The 25,062-nt window shown below is 67.8% G+C and carries 21 protein-coding genes; 17 read left to right on the top strand and 4 right to left on the bottom strand.

Translation table 11 applies throughout. The annotated features are described in order from the left end of the window. The first annotated feature begins 14 nt into the window (after nucleotides 1-14). The 16 genes from KEG38_RS03715 (at nucleotide 15) to gspN (ending at nucleotide 17,448) form a co-directional block, all read left to right on the top strand. A complete protein-coding gene (locus KEG38_RS03715; protein WP_272417586.1) occupies nucleotides 15-575 on the top strand; it encodes an isochorismatase family protein in 561 nt (186 codons plus the stop codon). Nucleotides 576-709: 134 nt separating this feature from the next. After that, nucleotides 710-2,113 carry a sigma-54-dependent transcriptional regulator gene (locus tag KEG38_RS03710; protein WP_272417585.1) on the top strand — a complete coding sequence of 468 codons (1,404 nt, stop codon included), beginning with the start codon at nucleotides 710-712 and terminating at the stop codon, nucleotides 2,111-2,113. Nucleotides 2,114-2,294: 181 nt separating this feature from the next. After that, the gene (gene gspC / locus KEG38_RS03705; protein ID WP_272417584.1) at nucleotides 2,295-3,263 is read left to right on the top strand and encodes a type II secretion system protein GspC; all 969 of its coding nucleotides are present in this window, start codon (nucleotides 2,295-2,297) and stop codon (nucleotides 3,261-3,263) included. Next, nucleotides 3,260-3,616, top strand: a complete 357-nt coding sequence (locus KEG38_RS03700) for a hypothetical protein (RefSeq protein ID WP_272417583.1) — start codon at nucleotides 3,260-3,262, stop codon at nucleotides 3,614-3,616. Before gspC ends, KEG38_RS03700 begins: the two co-directional genes overlap by 4 nt. A 39-nt stretch (nucleotides 3,617-3,655) precedes the next feature. After that, the gene (gspD, locus tag KEG38_RS03695; RefSeq protein ID WP_272417582.1) at nucleotides 3,656-6,310 is read left to right on the top strand and encodes a type II secretion system secretin GspD; all 2,655 of its coding nucleotides are present in this window, start codon (nucleotides 3,656-3,658) and stop codon (nucleotides 6,308-6,310) included. A gap of 2 nt (nucleotides 6,311-6,312) precedes the next feature. Then, entirely contained in the window at nucleotides 6,313-8,097 is a 1,785-nt protein-coding gene (gene gspE, locus KEG38_RS03690) for a type II secretion system ATPase GspE (RefSeq protein ID WP_272417581.1), read from the top strand. A 13-nt stretch (nucleotides 8,098-8,110) separates the two neighbouring features. After that, a complete protein-coding gene (gene gspF / locus KEG38_RS03685; protein WP_272417580.1) occupies nucleotides 8,111-9,337 on the top strand; it encodes a type II secretion system inner membrane protein GspF in 1,227 nt (408 codons plus the stop codon). A 15-nt stretch (nucleotides 9,338-9,352) separates the two neighbouring features. Continuing rightward, nucleotides 9,353-9,766, top strand: coding sequence for a type II secretion system protein GspG (locus KEG38_RS55400; RefSeq protein ID WP_272417579.1), 414 nt, complete (start codon nucleotides 9,353-9,355; stop codon nucleotides 9,764-9,766). A gap of 7 nt (nucleotides 9,767-9,773) precedes the next feature. Then, on the top strand, nucleotides 9,774-10,208 hold the full coding sequence (locus tag KEG38_RS03675; RefSeq protein ID WP_272417578.1) for a type II secretion system protein: 435 nt from the start codon (nucleotides 9,774-9,776) through the stop codon (nucleotides 10,206-10,208). An 11-nt stretch (nucleotides 10,209-10,219) separates the two neighbouring features. Continuing rightward, nucleotides 10,220-10,972: a pilus assembly FimT family protein gene (locus KEG38_RS03670; RefSeq protein ID WP_372518157.1), complete on the top strand. Its 753-nt coding sequence runs from the start codon at nucleotides 10,220-10,222 to the stop codon at nucleotides 10,970-10,972. A 20-nt stretch (nucleotides 10,973-10,992) separates the two neighbouring features. Next, nucleotides 10,993-11,838, top strand: a complete 846-nt coding sequence (locus KEG38_RS03665) for a type IV pilus modification PilV family protein (protein ID WP_272417576.1) — start codon at nucleotides 10,993-10,995, stop codon at nucleotides 11,836-11,838. Next, a complete protein-coding gene (locus tag KEG38_RS03660; protein ID WP_272417575.1) occupies nucleotides 11,835-12,536 on the top strand; it encodes a type II secretion system protein GspJ in 702 nt (233 codons plus the stop codon). Before KEG38_RS03665 ends, KEG38_RS03660 begins: the two co-directional genes overlap by 4 nt. Before the next feature lie 3 nt (nucleotides 12,537-12,539). Beyond that, nucleotides 12,540-13,988 carry a type II secretion system minor pseudopilin gene (locus KEG38_RS03655; RefSeq protein WP_272417574.1) on the top strand — a complete coding sequence of 483 codons (1,449 nt, stop codon included), beginning with the start codon at nucleotides 12,540-12,542 and terminating at the stop codon, nucleotides 13,986-13,988. A 21-nt stretch (nucleotides 13,989-14,009) separates the two neighbouring features. Continuing rightward, nucleotides 14,010-15,536, top strand: coding sequence for a type IV pilus biogenesis protein PilM (gene pilM / locus KEG38_RS03650; protein ID WP_272417573.1), 1,527 nt, complete (start codon nucleotides 14,010-14,012; stop codon nucleotides 15,534-15,536). Continuing rightward, nucleotides 15,533-16,138, top strand: a complete 606-nt coding sequence (locus tag KEG38_RS03645) for a type II secretion system protein M (protein ID WP_272417572.1) — start codon at nucleotides 15,533-15,535, stop codon at nucleotides 16,136-16,138. Before pilM ends, KEG38_RS03645 begins: the two co-directional genes overlap by 4 nt. Beyond that, complete coding sequence (gene gspN / locus KEG38_RS03640) at nucleotides 16,135-17,448, top strand: type II secretion system protein GspN (protein WP_272417571.1); 1,314 nt, start codon at nucleotides 16,135-16,137, stop codon at nucleotides 17,446-17,448. The genes KEG38_RS03645 and gspN overlap by 4 nt, the downstream gene beginning before the upstream one ends. Nucleotides 17,449-17,505: 57 nt before the next feature. Here gspN and KEG38_RS03635 read toward each other — a convergent pair whose 3' ends face one another. Together KEG38_RS03635 and KEG38_RS03630 are read right to left on the bottom strand one after the other, a co-directional pair. Continuing rightward, nucleotides 17,506-18,075 (bottom strand): cytochrome c maturation protein CcmE, encoded by a 570-nt coding sequence (locus tag KEG38_RS03635; RefSeq protein ID WP_272417570.1) that lies wholly within the window; start codon nucleotides 18,073-18,075, stop codon nucleotides 17,506-17,508. Nucleotides 18,076-18,183: 108 nt separating this feature from the next. Further along, nucleotides 18,184-18,876 (bottom strand): hypothetical protein, encoded by a 693-nt coding sequence (locus KEG38_RS03630; RefSeq protein ID WP_272417569.1) that lies wholly within the window; start codon nucleotides 18,874-18,876, stop codon nucleotides 18,184-18,186. A 481-nt stretch (nucleotides 18,877-19,357) separates the two neighbouring features. Here KEG38_RS03630 and KEG38_RS03625 point away from each other — a divergent pair, with 481 nt between their 5' ends. Continuing rightward, complete coding sequence (locus tag KEG38_RS03625) at nucleotides 19,358-22,246, top strand: hypothetical protein (RefSeq protein WP_272417568.1); 2,889 nt, start codon at nucleotides 19,358-19,360, stop codon at nucleotides 22,244-22,246. A gap of 21 nt (nucleotides 22,247-22,267) precedes the next feature. On the opposite strand, the gene KEG38_RS03620 is transcribed toward KEG38_RS03625, so the two are convergent. Together KEG38_RS03620 and KEG38_RS03615 are read right to left on the bottom strand one after the other, a co-directional pair. Then, nucleotides 22,268-23,623: an MYXO-CTERM sorting domain-containing protein gene (locus KEG38_RS03620; protein WP_272417567.1), complete on the bottom strand. Its 1,356-nt coding sequence runs from the start codon at nucleotides 23,621-23,623 to the stop codon at nucleotides 22,268-22,270. An 806-nt stretch (nucleotides 23,624-24,429) separates the two neighbouring features. Next, nucleotides 24,430-25,047 (bottom strand): cysteine hydrolase family protein, encoded by a 618-nt coding sequence (locus tag KEG38_RS03615; protein ID WP_272417566.1) that lies wholly within the window; start codon nucleotides 25,045-25,047, stop codon nucleotides 24,430-24,432. Between the last annotated feature and the right edge of the window lie 15 nt (nucleotides 25,048-25,062).

The following is a 25,062-nucleotide window of genomic DNA, read 5'->3' as shown; positions in this document are numbered from 1 at the left end:
TTGGAGGACAAACGATGCGACGGCTCGATCCCAAGGCGAGCGTGGTGCTCGTCGTCGACGTGCAGGACAAACTCGCCGCGGCGATGCCCGAGGACCGCATGAAGGACCTCGTCCGCGCCGCCACCGTGCTCCTCGAAGCCGCGGACGTGCTCGGCGCGCGCGTGCTCGCCACCGAGCAGTACCCCGCGGGCCTCGGCCGCACGATCGCGCCGATCGGCGACAAGCTCCGCGACCTCGGCGCGCCCGTCGTCGAGAAGATCGACTTTTCCGCGTGTGACGATCGTGGCTTCGAGCGCGTGTGGGCCTCCATCGGCGCGCCGCGCAACGCGATCGTCCTCGGCATGGAGACGCATGTCTGCGTCATGCAGACCGTGCGCGAGCTCGCCACGCGTGGCACCAACGTGCACGTCGTCGCCGACGGCGTCGCCTCGCGCCGCGACGATCACCGCGCCATCGGCCTCGATCTCTGCCGCGCGGCCGGCGCCACGATCACCACGATGGAAACCGTCGTCTTCGACTGGCTCGGACGCGCCGGGACGGACTCGTTCAAAAAGCTCTCGAAGTTGATTCGCTGACACCCTGACAGCGGGACAACCTGGCAGCGGCGCATCCCGTCTATTTTCGTGATCCCAACCACCTCGCCTTTGCCAAGTTGACGAACCGTCAGACAACGTGGACACCGTGCCTCACGGCGTGACATGTTGTCGGCATGGTTGACGAGCTGTCAGGATCTTCGACGCCCGCGCCTCCCGAGGCGAAGGCGGGGGCCGACGCGCCCACCGTGCTCGTGGTGGACGACGAGCCCAGTAACCTTGCTTCCATCGAGAAGATTTTCCAGCGCGACGGCATGCGCGTCCTCACCGCATCGTCGGCCCGCGCCGCGCTCGACCTCCTCCGCGGACACCGTGTCGAGGTCGTCCTCACCGACCTCATGATGCCCGGCACCAGCGGCATCGAGCTCCTCCGCGCGATCAAGCAGCTCGCCCCCGACACCGAGGTCGTCCTCATGACGGCGTACGGCACCGTCGAAACGGCCGTCCAGGCCATGCGCGAGGGCGCCTACGACTTCGTCGAAAAGCCCCTCAAGCGGATGACGATCATCAAAAGCGTCCGCAAAGCCGCGGAACGCCGCTCCCTCGTCGCCGAAAACCGCTCCCTCCGCCAGGAGCTCAAGCTCCTCACGAAACGCGAGATCATCGGCTCGAGCCCTGCGCTTCGCCGCGTCCTCGACGTCGCGACGCAGGCCGCGCCGTCCTCCGCGACCGTGCTCGTCCTCGGCGAAAGTGGCACCGGCAAGGAGCTCGTCGCTCGTTACATCCACGATCACAGCGCGCGCCGCCACGGGCCTTTCGTCGCGGTCAACTGCTCCGCGATCCCCGAAACCATCCTCGAAGCCGAGCTTTTTGGCCACGAGCGCGGTGCCTTCACCGGCGCTTTCGCGCGCCGCGAGGGACGATTTGCCAAAGCGGCGGGCGGCACCCTCTTCCTCGACGAGATCGGTGAGCTCAGCCCTTCCGTTCAGGTCAAGCTCCTGCGCGTCCTGCAGGAAAACGAATACGAGCCCATCGGCGGCGATACCGTCCGCGCCGACGTTCGAATCGTCGCCGCCACCAACAAGGACCTCCGCGCCGAGATCGCAGCCGGCCGCTTCCGCGAGGACCTTTTTTATCGTCTGAACGTCATCGCCATCACCGTCCCTCCGCTCCGGGCGCGCCGCGAGGACATCCCCCTGCTCGTCGACCATTTTCTCGGCGTCTACTGCGCGAAGAACAATCGCGGCCGCCTCGAAGCCCCGCGCGAGGTCATCGCGCGCCTGCTCGACTACTCGTTCCCCGGCAACGTCCGCGAGCTGGAAAACGTGATCGAGCGCGCCGCCGTCCTCTGCCGCGGCGAGAAATTGTCCGTCGAGGACCTACCCGAGTCGATCCGCGAGAGCCTCGCCGCCGCCCCCGAGACGATCACGTTCTCGGTCGGAACCCCGCTCGACGAGGTCGAACGCCGGCTCATCCGGGAGACCCTCCGCTACGCCCATGGCGACAAATCCGTCGCCGCCCAGCTCCTCGGGATCTCCACCCGCACGATCTATCGCAAGCTCGGAGAGATCGAAGGTTGATCACCGGGAAGACCGGCGCTACCCCGGCGCTTGAAAATCCGATTGTCACTTTGGCAATCCTCGCCGCCCCCACCCTCCCCCCTTCGCCACGTTGTCGATCGTGGCCTTCCCGCGCGAAAAAAGGCGCGGGAAGCGCTAAGGTCGGGGCTGGCACGTCTCTCGCTAGTACGGAGCTGGGCTCATGGGACTCGACGCGATCCTGAAGCGCTACTTTCCCGCGGTCATCTGCCTTTTGATCGCCTCCGCCGCCTATCTCCAGGCGTCCGGAATGGGCGAGCTCGTCGCCGGCAGCGTGCTGCTCGATCCGTCGTCGATGCCACCGCCGCCGCCGCCGCCCAAGAGTGGCGCGTCACACAGCAGTTCCGGACAGGAGCGCACCGTCAACGCCGGGCCGATCCTGAGCCGCAACCCGTTCGACTCCGTCACGGGCCCTCTCGACGGCAAGCCCCTCGATCTCCCGAGCGCCCCCGAGGCGCCGGCGCCCGATAACAGCGATCCCTACAACGATCCCGTCTGCGACATCGGCAAGGTCCTTTTGATCACGCAATCGGAGGATCCGGATTGGTCGTTCGCGGCCATTGCGGGCTCGGACGGCAAAGCGCAGCTCCGCCGGCGCGGCGACGACGTCTCGGGCCACCAGATCTTCTGGATCGGCTGGGATCGCGTGTGGCTCACGAGCGGCAGCTCGCGGTGCCAGATGCAGGTCCACGGCGAGCCGCCGAAGAAGCTCGCGTCCGCCTCGCCTGCGCCGAGCACGGAGGCGCCGAAGCCGAAGGGCAAAGGAAAGGCTGTTCCGAAGGAGATCGCGGACAAGATTCACAAGGTCAGCGAAAATCAATTCGACGTCGAGCGTTCGGTCGTCGACCAGATCCTGGAGAACCAGGCGGAGCTCATGCGGTCGGCGCGCATCGTACCCGAAAAGGAGGGCGACAAGGTCGTCGGGATCCGGCTCTTCGGCGTGCGCCCGGAATCGCTGCTCGGTACACTCGGCCTCGAGAATGGCGACCGCCTCCAGTCCATCAATGGCTTCGAGATGAGCGACCCGCAAAAAGCGCTCGAGGCATACGCGAGGCTCCGCACCGCGGACAAGCTCCAGGTGAGCGTCAACCGCCGCGGCAAGCCGATGACGATCGATTTCAACATCAAGTGACCGGGACGAACGGTTCCGCGACGAACGGCATCGAGACGGGAGACCGAGGGATGGCCAAGCTCAAGCTGCCTGCATTCAACGAGGGGAGCCTGCTCCAGCGAACGCTGCTCTATGTGGGCACGTTCGTCGTGGGCTCGATCGGCTTCGTCGCCCTTGCTAGCCTGCTCGTCGTCGCGATCGCGAAATCGGTTTTGCCCGCCCGGGGCGAATCCAGCGAGGCGAGCGAGTCGAGCTCGGACAAACCGGCCGAGATCGCGGCGGCGACGCCGGGCAAACCGAGCAGCAAGATCCCGCGCCCGAAGCGGAACAAACCGGCCGCCCCGGCCGAGGCGCCCGCTGAAGCCACGCCCTGAAGTCTTCCGTAGCGAATGACCGAATCGAATTCGAGGATCATGAACACGCCTTACAGAAACTCCCGCCTGGGAAGGTTTGGCTTCGGTTTCGCGGCGCTGCTCTGCGCCTCCGCACCCGCGATCGCGTCCGCGCAGAATGGTCCGCCGCGCGGCGCCCCCGTCCTCAAGACGCCCGGTGCGCGCCCGCAGCTCGCCCCGACGCCCGGCGCGCCCGCGGCGGCCGCTCCGGCAGCGCCCGGCGGCGCCGGGGCCGGCCCGAATACGGGCAATCCTCCTGGCTTCCCGCCCGGCCCGCCGCCGCGCGCTGCGGCGCCGTTTGGCCCCGCGCCCGTCGTCGGCGAGGATCCCATGGCCGGCGTCAAGCAGGGCCCGAAGGAAATCGATTTCAAGCCGCGTAATGGCAACTTCATGGTCTCCTTCAATCTGGAGGAGGCCGACCTCAACGAGCTCGTCAAGGCCATCAGCAACATCACCGGCCGGCGCTTCATTTACGGCGGCAAGCTCCGCCAGATCAAAGCCACGGTGTATTCGCCGGACAAGGTCACGGTCCAGGAGGCGTACAGCGCGTTCCTCTCGATTCTCGAGACGAACGGCCTCACTGTCATTCCGCACGGCCGTTTCCTCAAGATCGTCGAGACCCCCGGCGTCGTCTCGCAGACGACCCCCATTTACGGCGCCGGCACCGCGGTCCCCGCCGAGGATCGCTTCATCACCCGCATGTATCGCGTCGCCAGCGTCGATCCGAACGAGGCGGCGAACGTCCTCGGGAAGTTCAAATCGAAGGAGGGCGACATCACGGTCCACCCGTCCGGCAACCTGATCATCATGACGGACACGGGCTCGAACGTGCAGCGCATGATCCGCATCCTCGAGGATATCGACGTCGGCGGCGCGGGCGATCAGATCTGGTTCGAGCCGATCCATTATGCCGGGGCGAACGATGTCGCCATGAAATTGAACGAGATCCTCGATCTCAAGCCCGGCGCGGGCGGCAAGGGCGGCGCCCGAGGCGGCGCGGGCGGCGGCGCGGGTGGCGGCGGCGCGCGCATTCTCGCCGACGACCGCACGAATTCGCTCGTCATCACGGCGAACCAGCCCGATTACATGCGCCTTCTCGAGCTCATCAAGCGCATGGACGTCCCGCAATCCGGCGAGGGGCAAATGCACGTATTGCCCCTCCAGCACGCTGGTTGCAAGGACCTCTCGGGCACACTGAACCAGCTCCTCGGCGGCGCGGCGGGCGCCGGCGGCGGCGCGACCGGCAGTCGCCGCGGCGCGCAGGCTGCCCCGCCCGTCCCCGGCTCGACGGAGGACATTTTCGAGGGCCAGGTCAAGATCACGTGTGACGAGGGCTCGAACAAGCTCGTCGTCACCTCCTCGCTCCGCGATTACGCCGCGCTCCGCAGCGTCATCGACGAGCTCGATCAGCCGCGCCGCCAGGTCTTCATCGAGGCCGTCATCATGGACCTGAACGTCGACCGCAAGAACGACACCGGCGTCCGCTGGCACATGGGCGCGCCCGTGCCCTCGCCCGTCGACATCGACGGCGCGAGCGGCGACGGCATCGTTTACGGCGGCAATGCCCCGCTCACCTCCGCGCTCGCGCCGCAATCGGTCGCGAGCCAGCTCGGCGCCTTCGCGCTCGGCGTCCGCGGCCCGACCATCGCGGAGTCGGCAAACCTCCTCGGCACGGGCATTTCGATCCCCGCGTTCGGCGTCATCATGCACGCGATGGCGACGGACAACGATTCGAACGTCCTCGCCACGCCGCACATCCTCGCGACCGACAACATCCCGGCCACGATCGAGATTGGCCAGAACGTCCCGCTCCAGACCAACATCGGCGGCGGGCTCGGCAGCATGCTCGGCGCGGCGGGCGGCGCGGGCGGGGCCGCGGGCGGCCTCGGCGGCCTCGGCCTCCTCGGCGGCCTCGGCGGCGGCTTCGCGGCGCCTCGCCAGGACGTCGGTACGAAGATCGAGGTCACGCCGCACGTCAATGACTCCGATCAAGTGCGGCTCGAGATCACGGAGGGTATCTCGGAGCTCGGCCCGCCGGCCGGCGGCGACCTCGGGGCGGTCACGATCATCAAGCGCAATGCGAAGACCACGCTCGTCGTCCGCGACCAGCAGACCGTGGTGATCGGCGGCCTCATGCGTGACGCCGTCACCAACAAGCGCACGAAGATCCCCATCCTGGGCGACATCCCCGTCCTCGGCGCGCTCTTCCGCACCACGGAGAAGACCACGTCGAAGACGAACCTCCTGCTCGTCTTGACCCCGTACATCATCCGGGATCAGGACGACCTCCGGGCGATCTTCGAGCGCAAGATGCAGGAGCGGCAGGAGTTCCTCGACCGATATTTCGTCTTCGGCGACTCCGGCTGGGAGCCCCCGAAGGACTATGCGCGCGCCAATGGCCTCGTCGAGGACATCCGGCAATCGCAGATCAAGATGGCGGAGCGGGCGCGGCTCGAGGAAGAGTCCAAACCCAAGGGCGCGCGCACGCATGAGCCCGGACAACCCATTGCGGTGCCGAGCATCGCCATCCGCGGCGGCGGGGACGACGGCGGCGGCGGCGCCGTGCAGACCGCGACGCCGCCCCCGGCGGCGGGCGGCGGCGGTGCCGCTGCGCCCACCCCGCGCCGCCGCCCGGCCGGCGCGGCTACGCCGAGGCCCGTGGAGCGCGTGGAATGAGCATGAACCAGGTTGCCCGAGAAGAATACGTCGGCGAGATCCTGGTCCGCCACGGCGTGGTCGACGCGCAGAAGCTCGCGCCGCTCTTCGAGACCGTACGCGAGCGCGGCCAGTCCCTCACGGAGCTCATCGTCTCCTCGAACATCGCGGGCGAGGACAAGATCGCGCGCGCGCTCGCGACCGAGATGGGCCTCGATTTCATGCCGAAGATCGACGTCGATCAGGTCAAATTCGACGTCGCCTCGCGCCTGCCCATCACGTATGCGAAGCAGCGCTTCATCCTGCCCATCTTCGAGGACGACACCTCCGTGCACGCGGTCGTCGCCGATCCGCTCGATACGCTGGCGGTCGACGACGTCCGCGCGATCTTCGCGAAGCCCGTGGAGATCTCGGTCGCGACGCGCAATCACGTCCACGAGGCGATCAACCGCATCTGGGAGAAGCGCGACGCGGGCCAATCGAACCTCGAGGGCGACAAGCACGAGGAAGAAGACAACCTCGTCGACATCATCGACTCGGACGACGACGCGCCGATCATCGCCTGGGTGAACAGCCTCTTCGCGCAGGCCGTCCGCGAGCGCGCGAGCGATATCCACATCGAGCCCGAGGAGCGCGACGTCGTCGTGCGGTATCGCATCGACGGCGAGCTCTACGTGGCGCGTCGCGCCTCGAAGCAGTTCATGGCGCCGATCATCGCCCGCGTGAAGATCATGGCGAGCCTCAACATCGCCGAGAAGCGCCTCCCGCAGGACGGGCGCATCACGCTGAAGATCGCGGGCAAGAGCGTCGACATCCGCGTCTCCACGGTCCCCACGAGCCGCGGCTTCGAGCGCATCGTCATGCGCCTCTTGCACAAGACGAGCATCCTCCTCGGCCTCGACGATCTCGGCTTCGCCCCGCGCGAATACGGGATCATGGATCACCTCATCAATCGGCCCGACGGCATCATCCTCGTCACGGGCCCGACCGGCAGCGGCAAGACGACGACGCTTTATGCGTGCCTGAACCGCATCAACGATCCGAGCCGCAACATCCTCACGGCCGAGGATCCGGTCGAGTACGAGATCGGCGGCATTCACCAGGTCCACGTCCACCCCTCGATCGGCCTCACGTTCGCGAGCGCGCTCCGCGCATTCTTGCGCCAGGATCCGGACGTCATCATGGTCGGCGAGATCCGCGACAAGGAGACCGCCGAGATCGCGATTCACGCCTCGCTCACGGGTCACCTCGTGCTCTCGACGCTCCACACGAACGACTCGGCCGCGGCCGTCACGCGCCTCGTCGAGATGGAGATCGAGCCGTTCCTCGTGCGCTCCAGCGTCATCGGCATCCTCGCGCAGCGCCTCGTGCGCATGCTTTGCCAGCAATGCAAGGTCCCGTATCAGCCGACGGCCTACGAGCTCAAGCAGCTCGGCCTCGACCCGGAGCGCCTCGCCTGGAAGGCGAAGCGCATCCCGTCGCAGCGGTATTCGGTACACGGGCTCGAATACGAATACGTCGGGCAGAAAATGGGCAGCTCGCCGGTTTTCTTCAAGCCGGGCGGCTGCGACGCCTGCTTGCAGAAGGGATTCGTGGGGAGGCGCGGGATCTACGAGCTGCTCGTCATCGACGACGCGATCGGCCCGCTCATCCTCAAGAACGCCGACGCGCAGACGGTCAAGCGCGTCGCGATCTCGCAGGGAATGGACACCATGCGCGACGACGGCGCGCGCAAGGTCCTCAGGGGTATGACGACGGTCGAGGAAGTGCTCGCCGCGACCCAAGAAGACATCATCGTGGACGAATAGGGAGGAGCGGGCCGTGGCCGTCTTCGAATACAAAGGCATCCTCGTCGCCACCGGAAAGCCGGTGAAGGGCGTGCGCGACGCGGAGAACGCGAAGGCGCTCCGCGTCCTCCTGCGCAAGGACGGCATCCTTCTCACGACGGCCGCGGAGGAGAAGGCCGCCGCGGCGAAGACCAAGAAATCGATCAACCTCCTCGCCTTCACGCAGCGCCCGTCAACGAACGACGTCGCCGTCGTCACGCGCCAGCTCGCGACCCTGCTCAAGGCTGGCATTCCGCTCTTCGAATCGCTGACGGCCCTCATCGATCAGGTCGAGAAAGAGTCGCTCAAGCGCGCGCTCACGCAGGTCCGCGAGCAGATCCGCGAGGGTACGAGCTTCGCCAAGGCGCTCGAACAGCACCCCTCGATCTTCCCGCCGCTCTACGTGAACATGGTCCGCGCCGGCGAGGCGTCGGGCATGCTCCAGCAGGTCCTCGAGCGCGTCACCGCGTTCCTCGAGTCCCAGGCGAAGCTCACATCGAAGGTCAGCTCGGCGATGGCTTATCCCATCCTGATGGCGATCCTCGGCGTCTCGCTCGTCTCGGTGCTCATGGTCGCGGTCGTGCCGAACGTGACCTCGATCTTCGCCTCGATGGATCAGGCATTGCCCTGGTACACGGCGACGCTCATCGGCACGTCCGACTTTTTGAGCAACTACTGGTGGCTCGTCCTCGGCCTGCTCGCGGGCGGCATCTGGGGCTTCCGGCGCTGGAAGCGCACGCCGGCCGGCCGGCTGAAATGGCACGGCTTTTTGCTCAAGGCGCCCATCGTCGGCAAACTCGTGCAGATGATCGCGATCGCGCGCTTCTCGCGCACGCTCGCCACGCTGCTCAGCGCCGGCGTCGCGCTGCTCGGCGCGATGGACATCGTCAAGAACGTCCTCGGCAACGCCGTCCTCGAGAAGGTCATCGCCGACGCGATCAGCTCGATCCGTGAGGGCCAGAGCATCGCCGAGCCCTTGAAGCGCAGCGGCCAGTTCCCGCCGATCGTGACGCACATGATCACGATCGGCGAGAAGAGCGGTCAGCTCGAAGAGATGCTGGAGAACGTTTCGACCGCGTACGATCTGGAGGTCGAGACTCGCGTGACCGTGCTGACGAGCCTGCTCGAACCCCTCATGATCGTGTTCATGGGCGGCGCGGTCGGGTTCATCGCGTTCTCGATCCTCATGCCGCTCATCCAGATGTCGAGTTTTGCAGGCTAACGGGGGAATCGGGGCGTGGCGCGGCGCAGGCAGAGAGAGACGACGATCTGGTTCCCGTGGGAGCGGGGCGGCGGAATTTTGCGCGGCCGCGGCATGGCGCGGGCGAAGCTCGTCGCGCTCGCGCTCGGGATGGCCACGCTCCTGCTCCTCCTCGGCGCGCGTGAGCGCCGCAAGACCGGCGTACGCTCCACGATGGCCACGATCGGCGTCGTCCGGGCGGGCCTCGATGCGTATCGGGCGGATCACGAGCGAAAGTGCCCCGCGTCGCTCGATGCGCTAAAAGCCGAGGGGTATATCGGGATCGACCCCATCGACGCGTGGGGCAGGCCGCTCCGGCTGGTTTGCCCTGGTCAGAAGGACCCGGAGGGGTACGATCTCACGAGCGACGGGCCGGATGGTGAAATCGGCGGTCTCGACCGCGTGGAGTGAACGGACCATGAAGGTGAAAGCGAATCGAATCCGGAAGATGAAGCGTGCGGCGTCGCGGGGCGTGACGCTGGTCGAGGTCCTGATCGTGCTCGCGATCATGGCGATCATCGCGGGCGGCGCGACGGCGCTCGTGTTCCCGCGGTACAAGGAGAGCCAGATCCGCGGCGCGGTGCTTAGCGCGGGCGTCATCAAGACCGCGGCGCAGCAGTACATGCACCTCGACAGCGCGAGCGGCGGCTGTCCGACGATCAAGGAGCTCGTCGAGGGCAAGCACATCGACGCGAAGAAGACGGACGACCCGTGGGGCACGCCGTTCAAGATTCAATGCGACGGCGACGAGATCACGGTGATCTCGGCGGGCCGCGATCGCAAAGAAAACTCGCCCGACGACGTCAAGGACGACTTCAAAGACGCCGACATCAAGCGCGTCGCGGCGCTCTGACGAGGACTCGAATGATGCCGCGCGCCTCCGCCCCTCTCGCGACATGCCACGCCTCCGCGCGATCGCGCGGCCGGCGTGGCATGACCCTGGTGGAGGTCCTGATCACCCTGGCCATCATGACCCTCGTCACGGGGACGGCGGTGGTCGGGCTCGGGACGCTCAAGCGCGCGCGGCTCAGGCAATCGTCGGTGATGATCGCCAGCGCGGTGCGGATCGCCTATGGGCACGCGAATGCGATCGGAAAACCCGTGCGGCTCGTCTTCGATTTCGAGCAGCGGATGGTGATCCTCGAGGAGGGCGGCGGCCAGCTCTCGGTCGACAAGAAAGACAAGACGGGTGGTGCCGCGGCCGCCACGGACATCGAGCAGAAGGCGATGGAAGAGGCCGAGAAGATCGTGAAGGGGCCTCGCGCGCCGCGGCCCTCGTTCACGCCCACGAAGGCCTTCGGATTCGAGCCGCAGGGCGGAAAGCCAGGCAAGGACCTCGCCGACGGCGTGCGATTCCTCTCGGTCGACACCTCGCATCAAGAGGGGCCGATCGAGGAGGATCGCGCGTATCTTTATTTCTGGCCCGGGGGGCAGACGGAGCGGGCGGCGATCCAGGTCGTGCTCGGCAATCCGGCAGAAGCGGATCCGGAGCGCGACATCATGACGGTGCTCGTCTCGCCGCTGACGGGCAAGACCGCGCTCCAGAAGGGGCGCGTCGAAATGCAGAGGCCGCGCGACGAATCCGAGGAATCGGAAGCCAGCGATTCCGGTTTCTGAGGGGTTCGGGGAGGTTCGATATGAAACGGAGAGGATTCACGCTGCTCGAGGTCATGGTCGCCGTCGCGATCCTGGGCCTCGGTCTGACCGCGATCCTCTCGGCGCAGGCGGGCGCATTCTCCGCCTCGTCCCACGCGCGGAACCTGAGCGTCGCCACCTCCCTCGCCCGCTGCAAGATGGGCGAAATCGAGGAGACGCTTTTCCGCGAAGGGTTCCAGGAGCTCGAGGTGATCGAGAGCGGCCCTTGCTGCGAGGGCGACGAGACGCCGAACCTCAAGTGCTCGTGGAAGATCGAAAAGCCGCAGTTCCCCGAGCCGAAGCTCGGCGAAATGGAGCTCGACACCGGCCTCGATCTTTCGTCGCCGCAAAATGGCGGCGCGAATCCCTCGGGCGCCTCGGGCGCCGCGGGCGGGCTCGGCGCCATGGGAGGCCTGCTCGGCCTCGCCGGCGGCGCGACGCCTCCGGCCACGGGCGACCTTGCGGGCGGCGGACTCGGCGACGTCGCGGGCGCGCTCGGCGGCGCCACGGGCGCGGATGCGCTCGGCGGCATGCTCCAGCTCGTCGGCACGTTCGTGTATCCTGCGCTCAAGGCGATTTTCGAGATGAACACCCGCCGCGTCACGCTCACGGTCACGTGGACCGAGGGCACCCGCGAGCATTCGTTCGACGTCGTGCAATGGGTGACGAACCCGAAGCCGACGCTCGTCACGAACGACCAGCTCGACGCCGTCGACGCCCTGATGAACCCCACGGGCGGCAGCAATTCCACGGGCGGCGGCAATCTCACGGGCGGCGGCCCCACGGGCGGCGGTAACAATCCGTTCGGCGGCCGTCCCACGTTCCCGGGAGGAGGCATGGGCCGATGAAGTCGCGTCGTCGTGCTTCGATTCGTGGCCTCACGCTCCTCGAGGCGATGGTCTCGATTGGCGTCCTCGCCCTCATTGGCTCGCTCATTTATGGCGCGTTCGACGGCATGTCCCGCTCGCGCAAGGGCATCTCGGGGATGAACGACCGCTACCACCAGGGCCGCGCCGCCATGCAACGCATGGCGCGCGAGATCCAGGCGGCGTTCGTCTCGAAGCACGGCGATTACACGAACAGCTCCACGATGATCTCGCAGCAGGTCCGCAAGACCGGGTTCATCGGCCAGGACGAGGGCACGTTCGATCGCCTCGATTTCACCTCCTTTGCGCACCGCCGCCTCGCCCGCGACGCGCACGAGTCCGATCAATGCGAGATCGGCTATTTCGGCGCGCGGAACGAGGCCGGCACGATGGATCTCGTCCGGCGCGAGGACAAATACCTCGACATGGAGCCGCAAAAGGGCGGCGTCGTGAACGTCCTCGTCGAGGACGTGCAGAGCTTCGACATCCAGTATTTCGACGACACCATCTCCGAATGGGTCGACACCTGGGACACGACGCAGGTCACCGGCCAGCCGTGGCGTCTTCCCCAGCAGGTCCTCATCACGCTCGTGCTGAATGGCGGCCCCGGCGGCAAGCCGATCGTCCTCCGCTCGCGCGTCTCCCCCGCGATGCAGCTCGCCCTCGATTTCGCGAACTGAGCCATGAACGAGCCGATCCGCGAAAAAGAGGCCAAGAGGCTCCGCAGGCGCAAACGAGAGCGCCGCGGCGTCGCATTGCTCATGGTGCTCGGCGCGATCACCGTGCTCACGGTGTTTCTCACCGAATTGCAGCAGGAGACGACCTCCGAGCTCGCGTCGGCGCTCGCGGATCGGGACGCGCTCAAGGCCGAATACCTGGCGAAGAGCGCCGTGAATCTGTCGCGCTTGCTGATTGCCTCCGAGCCGACGATCCGCACGAGCGTCCCTCTGCCCTTGCCGTTCAAGCAGCTCCCCGTCTGGGAGTTCACCGATATCGCGCTCGGCCCCTTCAACGACGAAACCGGCATGGCCACGTTCGGGGGGATGCTCGGCGTCGACACCTCGCAGAGCAAGGGCCTCGGCCTCACGGGCGGCTCGTTCACGGTGAAGATCGTCGACGAGGATTCGAAGATCAACGTCAACCGGGCCGCGCCGATCCAGGACATCGATCTCGAACGATTGCTCGTCAGCCACATGCAGGGCCCGCAATACGCGCCGATGTTCGAGGGCATGGACCCCGACGGCCAGTTTTCGACGATGCAGACGATCTGCGGCGCGATGACCGACTGGGCCGATCAGGACGAGGTCCTCTCGACCTGCTATGTCGGCTCGCAAGCCCAAGGAGCCACGGGCGCCGAGGACAACTTTTACCAGACGATCGGCCTCGAATATCGCCGCAAGAACGCCGCGTACGACTCGCTCGAGGAGCTGCGCCTCATCCGCGGCGTCGGCGACGACTTCTGGGCGACGTTCGTCGAGCCGAACCCGGACGATCCGAAATCACGCACGCTCACGGTCTGGGGCCAGAAAGCGGTCAACGTGAACACCGCGAACCCGCAGACCCTGCTCGCGGCGGCTTGCTCCGTCTGCTCGGGCGGCGCGGGCGCGACGCAATCGAACGCGTCGCAGGGCATTCCCCTTTGCACCGACCCGAACATCCAGGCACAGTTCCTCGGCCTCCTCGGCGTCCTCAAGACGTTCCCGATCCCCATTTTCTCGAAGCCGGCCGATTTCCCCAATCTCCTCAAATCGGGCACCGTCCCCGGGCCGCTCGGCGCGATGCTCGGGCCGATGCTCACGCCGCTGCTCGCGCAGGCAGGCCTGCCGTGCGGGCTCAACGCGGGCGCGAACAAGCAATTCACCGTCACGAGCAAGGTCTTCAGCATTTACGCCGAGGGCGTGGTTCCCGGCCGCAAGCGCACGACGCGCGTGCGCGTCCACGCCGTCGTGGACACGCGCGGCGTCAATCCGCTCACGGGCGGCACGCAAACCGGGTCGACGACGGGGCAGAACCCGCAGGGCGGGACCCCCACGGGTTCCACGTCCGGCAGCTCGGGCACGGGGATCGTCGATCCGATGCAAGCGCTCGCCACGAACCCGCTCGGCAAGATCGTCTATTATCGTATCGAATAGTTTCCTCGAGAGAGCATCACGATGTCCAAAATCCTCGGTATCGACGTCGGCAAAGCGGTGGTCAGGGCGGCGCTCCTGCGCCTCTCGTACCGCAAGATCACGCTCGAGGCCCTCGGCGAGGCGCCCGTCACGGGCCTCGAAATCGACGCCATCCGCGCCGCCGTGGGCGGCCTCAAGGCCGACGCGATGTCCATCGCGATCTCGGGCGAGCGGACGTTCTTCCGGTCGATCGACCTGCCGACCTCGGCGGTGAAGGAGATCGACAACGTCCTGCCCTTCGAGCTCGAATCCCTGATCCCGTTCGAGATCACGGACGCGGTGTTCGATTATCGCATGGACAAGAACCCGGGCGGCGACACCGTGCCGATCTTCGCGGCCATCGCGCGCATCGAGGACGTCAAGGCGCGCATCGAGGTCGTGCGCGAGGCGCTCGGCATGGAGCCCGAGCGCGTCGGCACGGGCGCCCTGCCGCTCGCGAACCTCGCGGGCGTCATGCCCGAAATCGAAAAACCGTTCGGAAAAGAGGCCCCCGCGGGCGAGGCGGCGCTGCCCGTCGCGATCCTCGATCTCGGCGAGGCCACGAGCGACATCGTGATCCTGCGCGGCGGCGACCCGGTCTTCGCGCGCACGCTCTCGCGCGGCACGCTCGGTTTGCCCGGGAGCGCGCCCGCGCTCTCGCGTGAATTGCGACAAACCCTCGCGGCCTTCCGCGCCTCGGGCGGCGGCCCGCTCGCGGGCATGTATCTCGTCGGCGGCGGCGCGAGCGCGCAGGGCGCAGAGGCGTTTCTCTCGACCGAGCTCGGCATCACGATCCTGCCCTTGCCGAAGCCGCGCCTCGAAGGCGTCACGGCCGAGCAAGAGGCAATGCTCCCGCGCTTCGCGAAGGCGATTGGCCTCGCGATGGGCCTCGCCGGCAAGGCGCGTGGCCTCAACCTGCGCCAGGGCGACCTCGCCGCCGCGCGCAGTTATCCGTTCCTTCGCGAAAAAATCCCGCTCCTCGCAGGCCTCGGCGCCGCGGTCGTCGTGAGCTTCGTCTTCAGCCTGCTCGCGCAGCATCGAAGCCTCACGGCCGAAAAAGAAATGCTGCTCTCGCGGCTCGAAACGGCCACGGGTGACGTCTTCGAAGAGGAGACGAAGGAGCCCGAAAAGGCGCGCAGCATGCTCGACAAGGGCCCCGGCAGCGCCGACGAGGATCCGCTGCCGCGCGCGGACGCATTCGACGTCATGGTGAAACTCTCGGAGGTCGTGCCGAAAGAGATCACGCACGACGTCCTCGAGTTCGACGTGAACCGCGGCCACGTCTCGATTCAAGGCACCGTGCCCTCGATCCCCGACGCGCAGGCGATCGCGGACAAGATGAAGGAGCACAAGTGCTTCAAGGACGTGAAGATCAGCCGCACGGCCCAGTTCAGCGAGGGCAAACAGAAATACGTGCTCGAGCTCGACGTGAAGTGCGAGGATAAGAAGAAGAAGACGACAAAACCCTCGGGCACCGCTGACGCGGCGGACACGTCCTCGCCCGCGGCCGGCAAGGAGGAAGAGAAGTGACGTTCGCGGAGCGCCTGGAGAAACTCGAGCCACGCGAGCGCAAACTGCTCGGCGTCCTCGCCGGCATCGTGGCGGCGCTCGTCGTGCTCGCCGTGCCGATCTACGCCTGGAGCGCGGTGAGCTCGTCGCGCACCGAGAACGACGAGATCCGCGCCCTCATCGACGAGGTCTACAAAGCGCGCCTCTCGGTCGCCGAGCGCAAGGCGAAGCAAGACGCCCTGCTCGCGCGTTATGGCCGCCCCGCCCCCGCACTCGCCGGCTTCATCGAGGACGCCGCGAAGCAGAACGGGATCACGATCGCGGACGCGCAAGACAAACCCGAGGTCCCGCACGGGAAGAAGTACACCGAGCGGCTGACCGTGGTGAAAATGCACAAGGTGGGGATGCTGGCGCTCGTGAAGACGATCGAGAAGATCGAGCAATCGGGCCACGCCGTCGCGGTGACGCGCCTCAACATCCGCCCGCGCGCCGGTGAGCCGGACTCGTACGAGGTGGAGCTCGGCGTGAGCGCCTACGACCGAAAGCCCGACGCGAAAGAAAAAGACAAGGACAAGGACAAGGGCGAGTCGAAGGATACGGCCGAGGAGGAGAAGACACCGTGAAGGCCCGTCTCCTGCGCATCGCAAAATTCCTGGCCTACCCGGCACTTTATTGCCTCTGCCTCGGGCTTTTCTTTTATCTGGCCTTCCCCTGGGATCGGCTGAAAGACCGCCTCGTCGCCGAGTTCCAGGCCGCGCAAAAAGGCAAAAGCGCGGGGCAGCGGATCGAGATCGACGAGCTCGATTCGTACTGGTTCACAGGCGTCGAGGCGACGGGCGTGCGGCTCTATCTGCCCCCGAGCGACGACGCGTCGTCGTCCGCGGCAGGGCCCTTCGGCAGCGGGGCCGACAAGGACAAACCCGCACCGAAGGAGAGCGTGATCGAGATCGACGCGGTGGAGGCGCGGCTGCAGATCCTGCCGCTCTTCCTCGGCCGCGTGCGCGTCAAGTTCTGGGCCCGCGCCTTCGACGGCGAGCTCAACGGCACGGTGCCCGTCGGCGGTTCGAGCGGGCCGATGGAGGTCGAGCTCGAAGGCGTGAACCTCGGGAAGGTCGACGTGATCAAGGACTTCCTCGGCGTGCCCGTGAAAGGCGTCGCGAAGGGGACGTTCGAGCTCACCGCCGAAGGTGGGAAGTTCAGCAAGGCAAACGGCGCGCTCGATCTGACGATCGCCGAGATGGCCGTCGGCGACGGGAAGTCGAAGATCAAAGGCCAGATCGCGCTGCCCGAGGCGAAGCTCGGCGATCTCGTGATCGCGGCCGAGGCGAAGGAAGGCGTCCTCAAGGTCACGAAGCTCGAAGCCAACGGGTCCGATCTCGAGCTCGCCGGCGACGGGAAGGTGAACGTGCGCGAGCCGTGGAACAACTCGACGGCCGACCTCTACGTGCGCTTCAAGTTCACCGACGCCTACCGCAACAAGAGCGATCTGACGAAGTCGCTGCTCGGCGCGCCGGGCTCGAACGCGCCATCGCTGTTCGAGCTGGCCGATCCGAAGATCAAGAAGTCCAAACGGCAAGACGGGTTCTACGGCTGGCACGCGCACGGCGCGCTGTCGCGGATGCGGTTCGATCCCCACTCGACCGACGGCCCGGCCGCAGGTCGTGGCCGCGGCAAGGGCGACTCGCCGTTCCCGTCGAAGAAGCCCGGGCTGCCCGTGGGCATGTCGACAGCGAAGGAGAAGGGCGACGAGGAACCGGCCCGCGCGCCCGCCACAGCCGAGCCGAAGCCCGTGGAGCCGCCGCGCGAGGCGCCGCCGCCCCCGGAGCCCGCCGACAAACCCACCCCGAGCGAGCCCATGCCCTCGCCCGCGATGCCCCCCGAAGAGATGCCCCCGGCCCCCGCGCCGCGGCGAGGCCAAGCCGAACCCGAATGAAATGAAAAACGCCGGGCCCCTTCTGGAGCCCGGCGTTTTCGCGTGGAGCCGATCCGATCAGTTGATCGGCATGCCCTGCCCCTCGCCCTGCTTCATCTCGTGGGTCTTGGGATCGTACTTCGAGGTGCACTTCGCCATGACGAGCGTGGCCTCGAAATCGGTCGCCGACTTGAGCGAGCCCTCGACCGTGACCTGCACGCCGCCCGCGGGTACGTCGCGGAACGTGTCGGGAATGACGCACTGCGGATACCGGACGGGCAAGGTTTGCTTGCCGTCCTTGCCATGAATGGTGAAGCGATACTCGCAAGGCTTGTCGCGCTTTTCGAGGGTGCCCGGCACGAGCTCGCCCTCGACGCGGACCTTGCGGCCCATCAGTTTGTCCTGCTGCGCGAGGAGCTGATCGACGGGCGTCGCATAAATGGCCGCTTCCTTGAAGCCGAACATGAAGAGGCTGACGAGCCCGCCGCCCATGACGAGCAGCGTGATCAAGAGGCCCATGCTGCTGTTCTTCGGTCGAGCCTTCTCGGCCGGCTGAGGCACCGTGAGCGGAGGCATCGCCGCCGGCCCATCGTCGTCCCGTCCAATCCCGGCCGCCTGCGCGAGCTCCTCGTCCAGCTTCTTGCTCATGACGAGCTCAGGGTAGCGAACCTTTTCGGGCAGGTCGAGGGCCAGAAAAGGAAAGCAGGGCGGGGGCAGCTCGCCCCCACCCTGCTCGATCCGGAGCGGAGCCCCGGTTCAGCGGTTCTGGGGCTGGCCGCCTTGACCGCTCTGAACCCCCTCCTGGCCCCACTGGCGCACGAAGCCACGCGCCTGGTTACGCAGGGCGGGGACGCCGGTCGTGTCCTGGGCGAGCAGGATGATCCGGATCTCGTTGGCCTGCTCCATGACGCCCGAGCGACCCGCCGTCTGGCCGAGGTCGAAGAGGGCGCAACGCTCCGACGCGCTCGTGGGCCGCGCCGCGCGCTGTTCGCCGGCCGGTGGGCTCATCGTGTACGCGATGTGGAGCGCATCGCCGCGCAGGGTAGAGAGGTCCACGCCCGACTTCGGGGTCGCGATGATCGCGACGCCGCCCTCGATGTCCTCGACGCGGAGGTTCGAGTGCTGGACGAACGAGGAGCACATCTCCTGCTCGCTCATCATGCCCATGCCCTGGCCCCACTGGCCCGCCTGACCCTGCGCCTGGCCCTGGCCCGCCTGGCCCTGCCCCGCCTGGCCCTGGCCCTGGCCCGCCTGGCCCTGGCCCCACTGCCCCGCCTGGCCCTGGCCATACTGGCCCGCCTGGCCCTGCTCCGCGGGGACGGCGGCCTCGAAGGCCGGCGTCGGCCGCTGCTGCGCACTCTGCGCGGGTTTCTCGCCACGCCCGCATCCCACGCCGAGGGTCATGAGGGCCGCGGCACCGAGCATCGTGAGCTGCATGGTCTTCGTCATCGAAAGTCCTCCTGAGAGGTAGAGGCTTCGCCTCCGAACGCGGAAAGGCCTCGAAAGAGAGCCCCTCGTGATCCGGAAAAGCCCCCTGCCGCTCACCGGGCATTGCAGCCGACGTGCCCCCGAGCACGTGCGGCGAGGACACCTCAGGACCGGCAGGGCGTGCACGCGGTCGCCGTCCAGGGTCGCGACGCGCCCGTGCTGCTCTTCCTGCACGCCCGGCAAACTCCGCGTTAAGGTGGGCGCGATCGTGGCGCGCCTCCCCCTCTCTTTCCGTGTGCAAAAAGGCCCGAGTCTTCTGCTGCTCTGGCTGCTTGTTGGAAGCTCCGCTTGCTCGGGCGCGAGCGTACGTGACACGCATCAGCCGAGCAGAGGCGGGCAAACGAGCGGGCGGCAGGCGCCGGAGGCAGGGAAGCCGAGCTCGGCCGCTGGGGCGCAGGTGACGCGGCTTCCGCTGGGTGCGGCGGAGGAAGCGGGTTTGCCGATGTCGGTGGAGCCGGTCTTCGGGGAGGCGGCGGCGCTTCTGGTGTCGCAGGCGGCGGGCGAGCCCGAGGGGTATGCGCGGTGGGTGGAGGAATCGGGGCGGATGGGGCCGATCGTGCGGCTCGTCGATGAAAACGTGGTGCTGGCTTTTACGCGGAGCGACGGGAAGCGGGCGCTCGTGACGTCGGTGGGTGGGGATCGGTTGTGTTTGTCGGTGTTCGATCGGGCGTCGGAGGTGGCGGAGATCCGAGGGTGTGAGCGGGTCGGGGACGTGAAAGCGGTTGCGGTGAGCGGGGAGCGGGTGGCGCTGATCTCGGTGGAGACGGTGGGGGCTTCGGGGGCAGTCCCCCCGAACTCGGGGCCTGCGGCCCCTCAAACAACAGGACCCACCACCCCCGCCCCCAAAAAAGAAGCGTCCCCGCGCCTCGTCCAGAATCGCAAGACGCCGGCGGTGGTGAAGAAGGGGAATGGGAAGGGCGGCAAGAAGGGCGGGGGGAAGAAAAAAGAGGTGGTGAAGAAGGCTGCGCCGAAGCCGACGGTGGAGGTGACGGTGCGGTGGGTGTCGCGGGAGGGGGTTTTCGAGGGGGAGGCGAAGGCGACGGGGTTACGGTTTGTCCCGCCGCTCGAGGGGATGGGGGTGGTGGATGCGCGAGGGTCGGCGCGAGGGGTGGAGATCGTTTGGTATGAGAGCGCCAAACCGTCGGCGGGAACGAAGGCGACGGGAATGGGGTGGGCCGCGATTGGTGGGGGGGTGATCGGGGAGGATGGGAGGTTCGAGGGGAAGAGTCGGGCGAAGGTGGTGGAGGGGGAGCTGGAATGGGGGGCGCTGAAGGGGTTTTATGCGCCGCGGTTGGTCGGAGGGACGCGGGTGGGGCTGTTGACGCAGCCGGTGGCGCGGGGCGGGAGTTGTGAGGTGAGCTGGTTCGGGGGGGCGGCGGCGAAGCTTGGGCGGGGGGAGTGTGCGATCGAGCCGGGCGCGGGGGTGGGGTTCGAGAAGATTTTGCAGGCGGAGCCTCGGCGGGTGGGGGGGCAGGCGCGCAATGATGTGGGGCTCGTGGTGTGGGCCGGGGAGCGGGCATTTTTTACGACGGGTGATGGGCGGGGGCTCCGATCGGCCGGGCGGGATGGGAGTTTGCGGGAGGAGGGGGTAGCGTTTCCGGCGCGGCGGGGGCGGGTGCATTGGGCCAAGGTTTGGCCGGATGGTACGGGGGTGGCGCTGGCCGGAGGGCGGGTGCGGGTGCTGGAGGGGGATGGGGTGCGGGAGGGTTTGTCGAAAGAGGAGATTTTTGCGGGGGGGCGGGGCGCAGGCGCGGTGGCGGGGATCGGGAAGGTCGGGGCGGCGGTGTGGGTGGCGCGGGGGGATGTGGGGCGGGTTTGGCCGACGGGCGGGACGGCGGAGGTCTGGCGGGGTCGGGTTTGGCCGGACGGGGCGGTAATGGTGGGGGGAAAGGCGAAGGGGCTGTTGATGGAGCTGTCCGGGGGGCGGCTGCACGTGGCGGGGTTGTCCGAGGAGGGGAAGGTGGGGGCGCCGGCGCTGTCGGATGGGCGGGCGCGGAGCGCGGCGTCGCCGGTGCGGGCAGGGTTTGCCGCGGTGGAGCGGGCCGCGGGCGGGGCGATCGTGGCGGGCGTGGGGGTGGGCTCGGACGAGGAGGTGGTGGCGTTCGTGGTGGACGCGGCAGGGCGGCTCGGGCCGGTGGCAAAGACGTCGCTGAAGGTGCGGGCCGGGGAGCTCGGGGTGCGTTTGTCGGGGCTGCCCGGGGGCGGAGCGATTCTGTCGGATGAGGGGCGGCGGTACGCGGTTTGGCTGGACGAGGAGGGGCGCGAGGTCGGGGCGGCGGCGTGGCCGGAAGGAGGGGCGGCGGGGATTTGTCAGGATGGGTCGCCGGGGCCGCGGTTTTATCCGTCGATGAAGCCGGGAGGGTTCGTCGAGGTGGAAGCGCTTTCGGCGCCGGGGACGTGCGTCGTGGGGGAGCCGGGGTGGGCGGCGGATGGGTCGCTGCGGTGGTTCGGGACGCGCGCCGAGGGGCGAGACGTGGTGCCGGAAGTGGGGCTCGTGCGGGGGCTCGCGGCGGCCGTGGAGCGGGCGGGCGCGGAGGCGGCGGAGGACGCGGAGGAGGTGAAGGCGGCGGCGCCAAGGCCGTGTCCGCCGGAGATGGTGCTCGTGCAGGGGAAGCTCTGCGTGGACCGATTCGAGGCGACGATCGTGGACGCGGCGAGCAGGGAGGCGCTTTCGCCCGATTTCCCGGTGACGCCGAATCTGCTGGAGATCACGCTGGGGGATTGGTCGACGGGGCGGAGCCGCATGGGCAGCGTGCACGCGCGGGCGATGCCGCTTCCGTTTTTGCCGGGGTGGCAGCGGGGGCAGAAGCTCGATGTGATGGCGGTGCCGCGGCGATTGGCCCGGCCCAACGGGTATTTGACGGGGCTCGTGGCGGAGAGCGCCTGCGCGGCGTCCGGGAAGCGGCTGTGCACGCTGCCGGAGTTCGTCTTGGCTTGCCGGGGGCAGGACGATACGCCCTTTCCGTACGGGGATACGTACGTGGAGGGGGCGTGCAACGTGTTCCGCGAGGCGCACCCGGCGGCCATTTTGCATGACAATGCGTCGATCGGGCACCTCGATCCACGCTTGAATCACGTGCGGGCCGGGGAGGCGCCGCTGTTCCGGAGGACGGGCGCGACGCCGGCGTGCCGGAGCCGCTGGGGGAACGACGCGATTTACGATATGGTCGGCAACCTGGACGAGTGGGTGGACGAAGGCAGCGGGGCGTTCGCGGGCGGTTTTTATGCGCGATCGACGCGGTCGGGCTGCGACGCGGTGGTGACGGCCCACCCGCGGAGTTATCTCGATTATTCGACGGGGGTGCGGTGCTGCAAGGACGCGGAGCCCTGAAGGAGGCGCCGGGATCGGGCGTCAACCCGGCAGGGTAGAAACGCCCCGTCGCCGCCGTCGACGCACGATGAGCGAGGCGCCGAACGCGACGGCGAGCGCGACGCCCGCCGAGGACGACGCTCCGCCCCCGGCCACCGCGCACCCGCTGCTCGTCTCCGTCGGTGTCGGTGTCCCCCCGCCCGGTCCGGGGTCCTCGCCCTTCGGGTCGAGACGCGCCGTTCGCACGAACAGCCTCGCGCCGTCGTCGTACGCGAGCGCGTACGAGCCGTCGGACGACGCCGCGAGACGAATATCGAGCGATGGCTGGGTCGAGATCACCGCCGTCTCTCCGCGGGGCGCTCCGTCCGCGTCGAGCGCGACGATCGACGAGCCGCCGCCGTTCGTACGATACGCGAGCGCGATGCTCGTGCCATTCGTCGCGAGCCGTGGGTCGCGGATCCCCGGCGCCTCCGCGAGATTGTCCAGCGTGCGGATCGAGCCGTCCGCGGCGAGGAACCACCCGTGGATATGCTCGCGGTTTTCTCCGTTCTGGCTGCCGGGCGGGAGGATGTACGACCACGAGACGGCGAGCGTCCCGGCGCCGGTGAGGGCCACCGCGATGCGCGCGTAGTTCGCGTCGCGGAAGCCGAGGAACGTCGGCTTCGGATCCGTGTTCGCGTCGTCGAGCGTGACCAGCGCGACGTTCCGCAGCGGATTCGAATCGTTCAGCTGGAAGCCCGCGACGCACGGAGCGGCTCGACATGCGATGTCGATGAGCGGCAAGCTGGTCGGCCAGAACAGCGTACTCGGCTCCCCTGCCTTCGGGAGCGCGGCGACGGGACCATTCGCGCACGAGAGCACGAGGCCGGTGCTCCGCGCCTCGAGCGCGAGCGGACCGCACTCGACGAGGCCCTGCTCCTCGAGCCCGTACGTTTCGGGGTCCCCCACCGCCCCCGCTTCGTCGACCGCGAACAGACGTGTGCCGGTGTAAAGCCCCTCTTGGTCTCCGACCGCGATGCGATACGCGCCGTCCGCGAAGACCGCGCGCACCGCGTAGAGTCGCGTCTCTGCCGAATAGACGAGGAACCGCGGGACGACGACGCCCTGCTCGGCGTCCACGATCGCGGCGTAGAGATCGCGCACGCCTTCGACCCACGTGACGAGCATCGACGAGCCGTGCACCGCGACCGCGTAGTCGTCGCGACGCTCGTCGAGGAACTCGGCCTCGCCGTCCGGAGACTCGGATATCGCGGGGAGCGTCGCGCCGACGTCGATCGGCGCGCTCAATTCGATCGGATCGGCCAGCGCGATGGACGCGTGCGTGACGGCGATCGCGGTAAACAGGCCCGCGAAAAGCGGGCGGCGAAGACGTGGACCTAGCGTGGAGTAGGTAAGCATGCCGCCTTGGACGCCGCCTCGTGACCCCTATTCAACTCACCGCGGCTGGATGACGGTCGGCGCGTCGACCCGAACCCCTCCCCGGGTCCGCCTCCCGCGGCACCCGCTGAAATAGGCAACCTTCTCAGCATATTCGCACATCGACGCGCGCCGCGAGGCCCCCGCGGGCTTATGTTGCCATTGTAAGGTGCAGGGAGGTCTGCCATGCGGCTATCAGCACTGCGATTGGGTACATTCGGCATCCTGGGGTTCTTCTCGTTCTCCTGCGATAGTGGTGAAATGGGCATGGATCCTGAGGCTCAGGAAGTGAGCTTGTTGGCAAAAGAAGAAGGGAGCCTGTCCTCGGACTGCGACGATGACATCGCGAGCGACAAAGGCGCGCTCATCGAAAGGGAAGGAGATTCCGAAGTGGAGAGGGCTCTCGCGGAGCGCTCCCTCATTCCGGTGAGGCGACCTGACCCCTGCGCCCGCTGGGGCGGCGCCGGGGCGCGGTGCGTTCCGGGCAGCCGGACGAACTGCTCCGTATTCGTTGTGGTGGGCGGCGGCTGCGCCTGCCTGCCCATCCCTTGTCCGCGGCCGAGCACGCGCTGCCCTGGAGCGGTTGCGTGCCCGTGAGCACGCGTCTGCGTGGTCATCCCTCGACCCGAACCCCTCCCCAGGTCCGCCTCCAGGTCCGACTTCACACCCAGAGCTCCGCAAGCCGTTCCTCAGGTCTGCCCTCGGGTCCTCTACCGGCTCCGATGCAGCTCCTGGGGACGGCGATCATGGCCGCTCTCGGATCCCTCTCCGCTCCTCGGGTTCATCTTCTACGTCTGTTTCGCGCCCGCCCCCTCTCCTCGGGTTTTCCTGTCGGTACCGCTTCCGGCGTGCCACCGCTCGTCGACCAGCCACCCGGCACACGGCACGACTTCGGCCGCACGGCTGGGAAAGACCTTATCCATGAAGAATTCGTGGACGGTGGGGTCGCTGTCCGCGCAGCCATCGCGGAGCACGGTGACCCGATACCCCCGATCGGCTGCGTCGTAACAGGTTGCGGCGACCATTGCACTGGTGGCCACTCCGGCGACGGCGATGGTGTCGACGGCATGGGCACGCAGCACGAGATCCAGGTCTGTCCCGGCGAAAGCGCTTGCCCGGCGTTTCAGCACAACGACGTCCTCGTCGTGCACCGGTAGGTCGATCTCGGTTCCGGCCGTCCCCTCGTGGAAGATATCCCCCGCTTCGAAGAAGGCGGAGAACAATGCATTACCCGGCGGGAGATCCGCCCGGTTGACGCGGAAGGCGGTGCGTATGAACACCACCAGCACGCCGGCGGATCTGGCGCGCGGGAGGAGGTCGGTCAGCGGTGGAACGACCTGCCGCGCGAACGGGTAGGCGCCGGTGATGCCGCGCTGGATGTCGCCGATGATGAGTGCGGTTGCCATGACGTCAGCATGTAG

Source organism: Polyangium jinanense (assembly GCF_028435265.1).
Taxonomy (GTDB): domain Bacteria; phylum Myxococcota_A; class Polyangia; order Polyangiales; family Polyangiaceae; genus Polyangium; species Polyangium jinanense.
Note: the sequence above shows the minus strand (reverse complement) of the source record. Positions and strands in the feature narration are given on the sequence as shown.

Excerpts from the sequence above, each read along its gene's own strand:
- KEG38_RS03715 (WP_272417586.1), top strand. The coding sequence starts at position 15 with ATGCGACGGCTCGATCCCAAGGCGAGCGTGGTGCTCGTCGTCGACGTG.
- KEG38_RS03710 (WP_272417585.1), top strand. The coding sequence starts at position 710 with ATGGTTGACGAGCTGTCAGGATCTTCGACGCCCGCGCCTCCCGAGGCG.
- gspC (WP_272417584.1), top strand. The coding sequence starts at position 2,295 with ATGGGACTCGACGCGATCCTGAAGCGCTACTTTCCCGCGGTCATCTGC.
- gspD (WP_272417582.1), top strand. The coding sequence starts at position 3,656 with ATGAACACGCCTTACAGAAACTCCCGCCTGGGAAGGTTTGGCTTCGGT.
- gspE (WP_272417581.1), top strand. The coding sequence starts at position 6,313 with ATGAACCAGGTTGCCCGAGAAGAATACGTCGGCGAGATCCTGGTCCGC.
- KEG38_RS03675 (WP_272417578.1), top strand. The coding sequence starts at position 9,774 with ATGAAGGTGAAAGCGAATCGAATCCGGAAGATGAAGCGTGCGGCGTCG.
- KEG38_RS03670 (WP_372518157.1), top strand. The coding sequence starts at position 10,220 with ATGATGCCGCGCGCCTCCGCCCCTCTCGCGACATGCCACGCCTCCGCG.
- KEG38_RS03665 (WP_272417576.1), top strand. The coding sequence starts at position 10,993 with ATGAAACGGAGAGGATTCACGCTGCTCGAGGTCATGGTCGCCGTCGCG.
- KEG38_RS03660 (WP_272417575.1), top strand. The coding sequence starts at position 11,835 with ATGAAGTCGCGTCGTCGTGCTTCGATTCGTGGCCTCACGCTCCTCGAG.
- KEG38_RS03655 (WP_272417574.1), top strand. The coding sequence starts at position 12,540 with ATGAACGAGCCGATCCGCGAAAAAGAGGCCAAGAGGCTCCGCAGGCGC.
- pilM (WP_272417573.1), top strand. The coding sequence starts at position 14,010 with ATGTCCAAAATCCTCGGTATCGACGTCGGCAAAGCGGTGGTCAGGGCG.
- KEG38_RS03635 (WP_272417570.1), bottom strand. The coding sequence starts at position 18,075 with ATGAGCAAGAAGCTGGACGAGGAGCTCGCGCAGGCGGCCGGGATTGGA.
- KEG38_RS03630 (WP_272417569.1), bottom strand. The coding sequence starts at position 18,876 with ATGACGAAGACCATGCAGCTCACGATGCTCGGTGCCGCGGCCCTCATG.
- KEG38_RS03625 (WP_272417568.1), top strand. The coding sequence starts at position 19,358 with ATGTCGGTGGAGCCGGTCTTCGGGGAGGCGGCGGCGCTTCTGGTGTCG.
- KEG38_RS03620 (WP_272417567.1), bottom strand. The coding sequence starts at position 23,623 with ATGCTTACCTACTCCACGCTAGGTCCACGTCTTCGCCGCCCGCTTTTC.
- KEG38_RS03615 (WP_272417566.1), bottom strand. The coding sequence starts at position 25,047 with ATGGCAACCGCACTCATCATCGGCGACATCCAGCGCGGCATCACCGGC.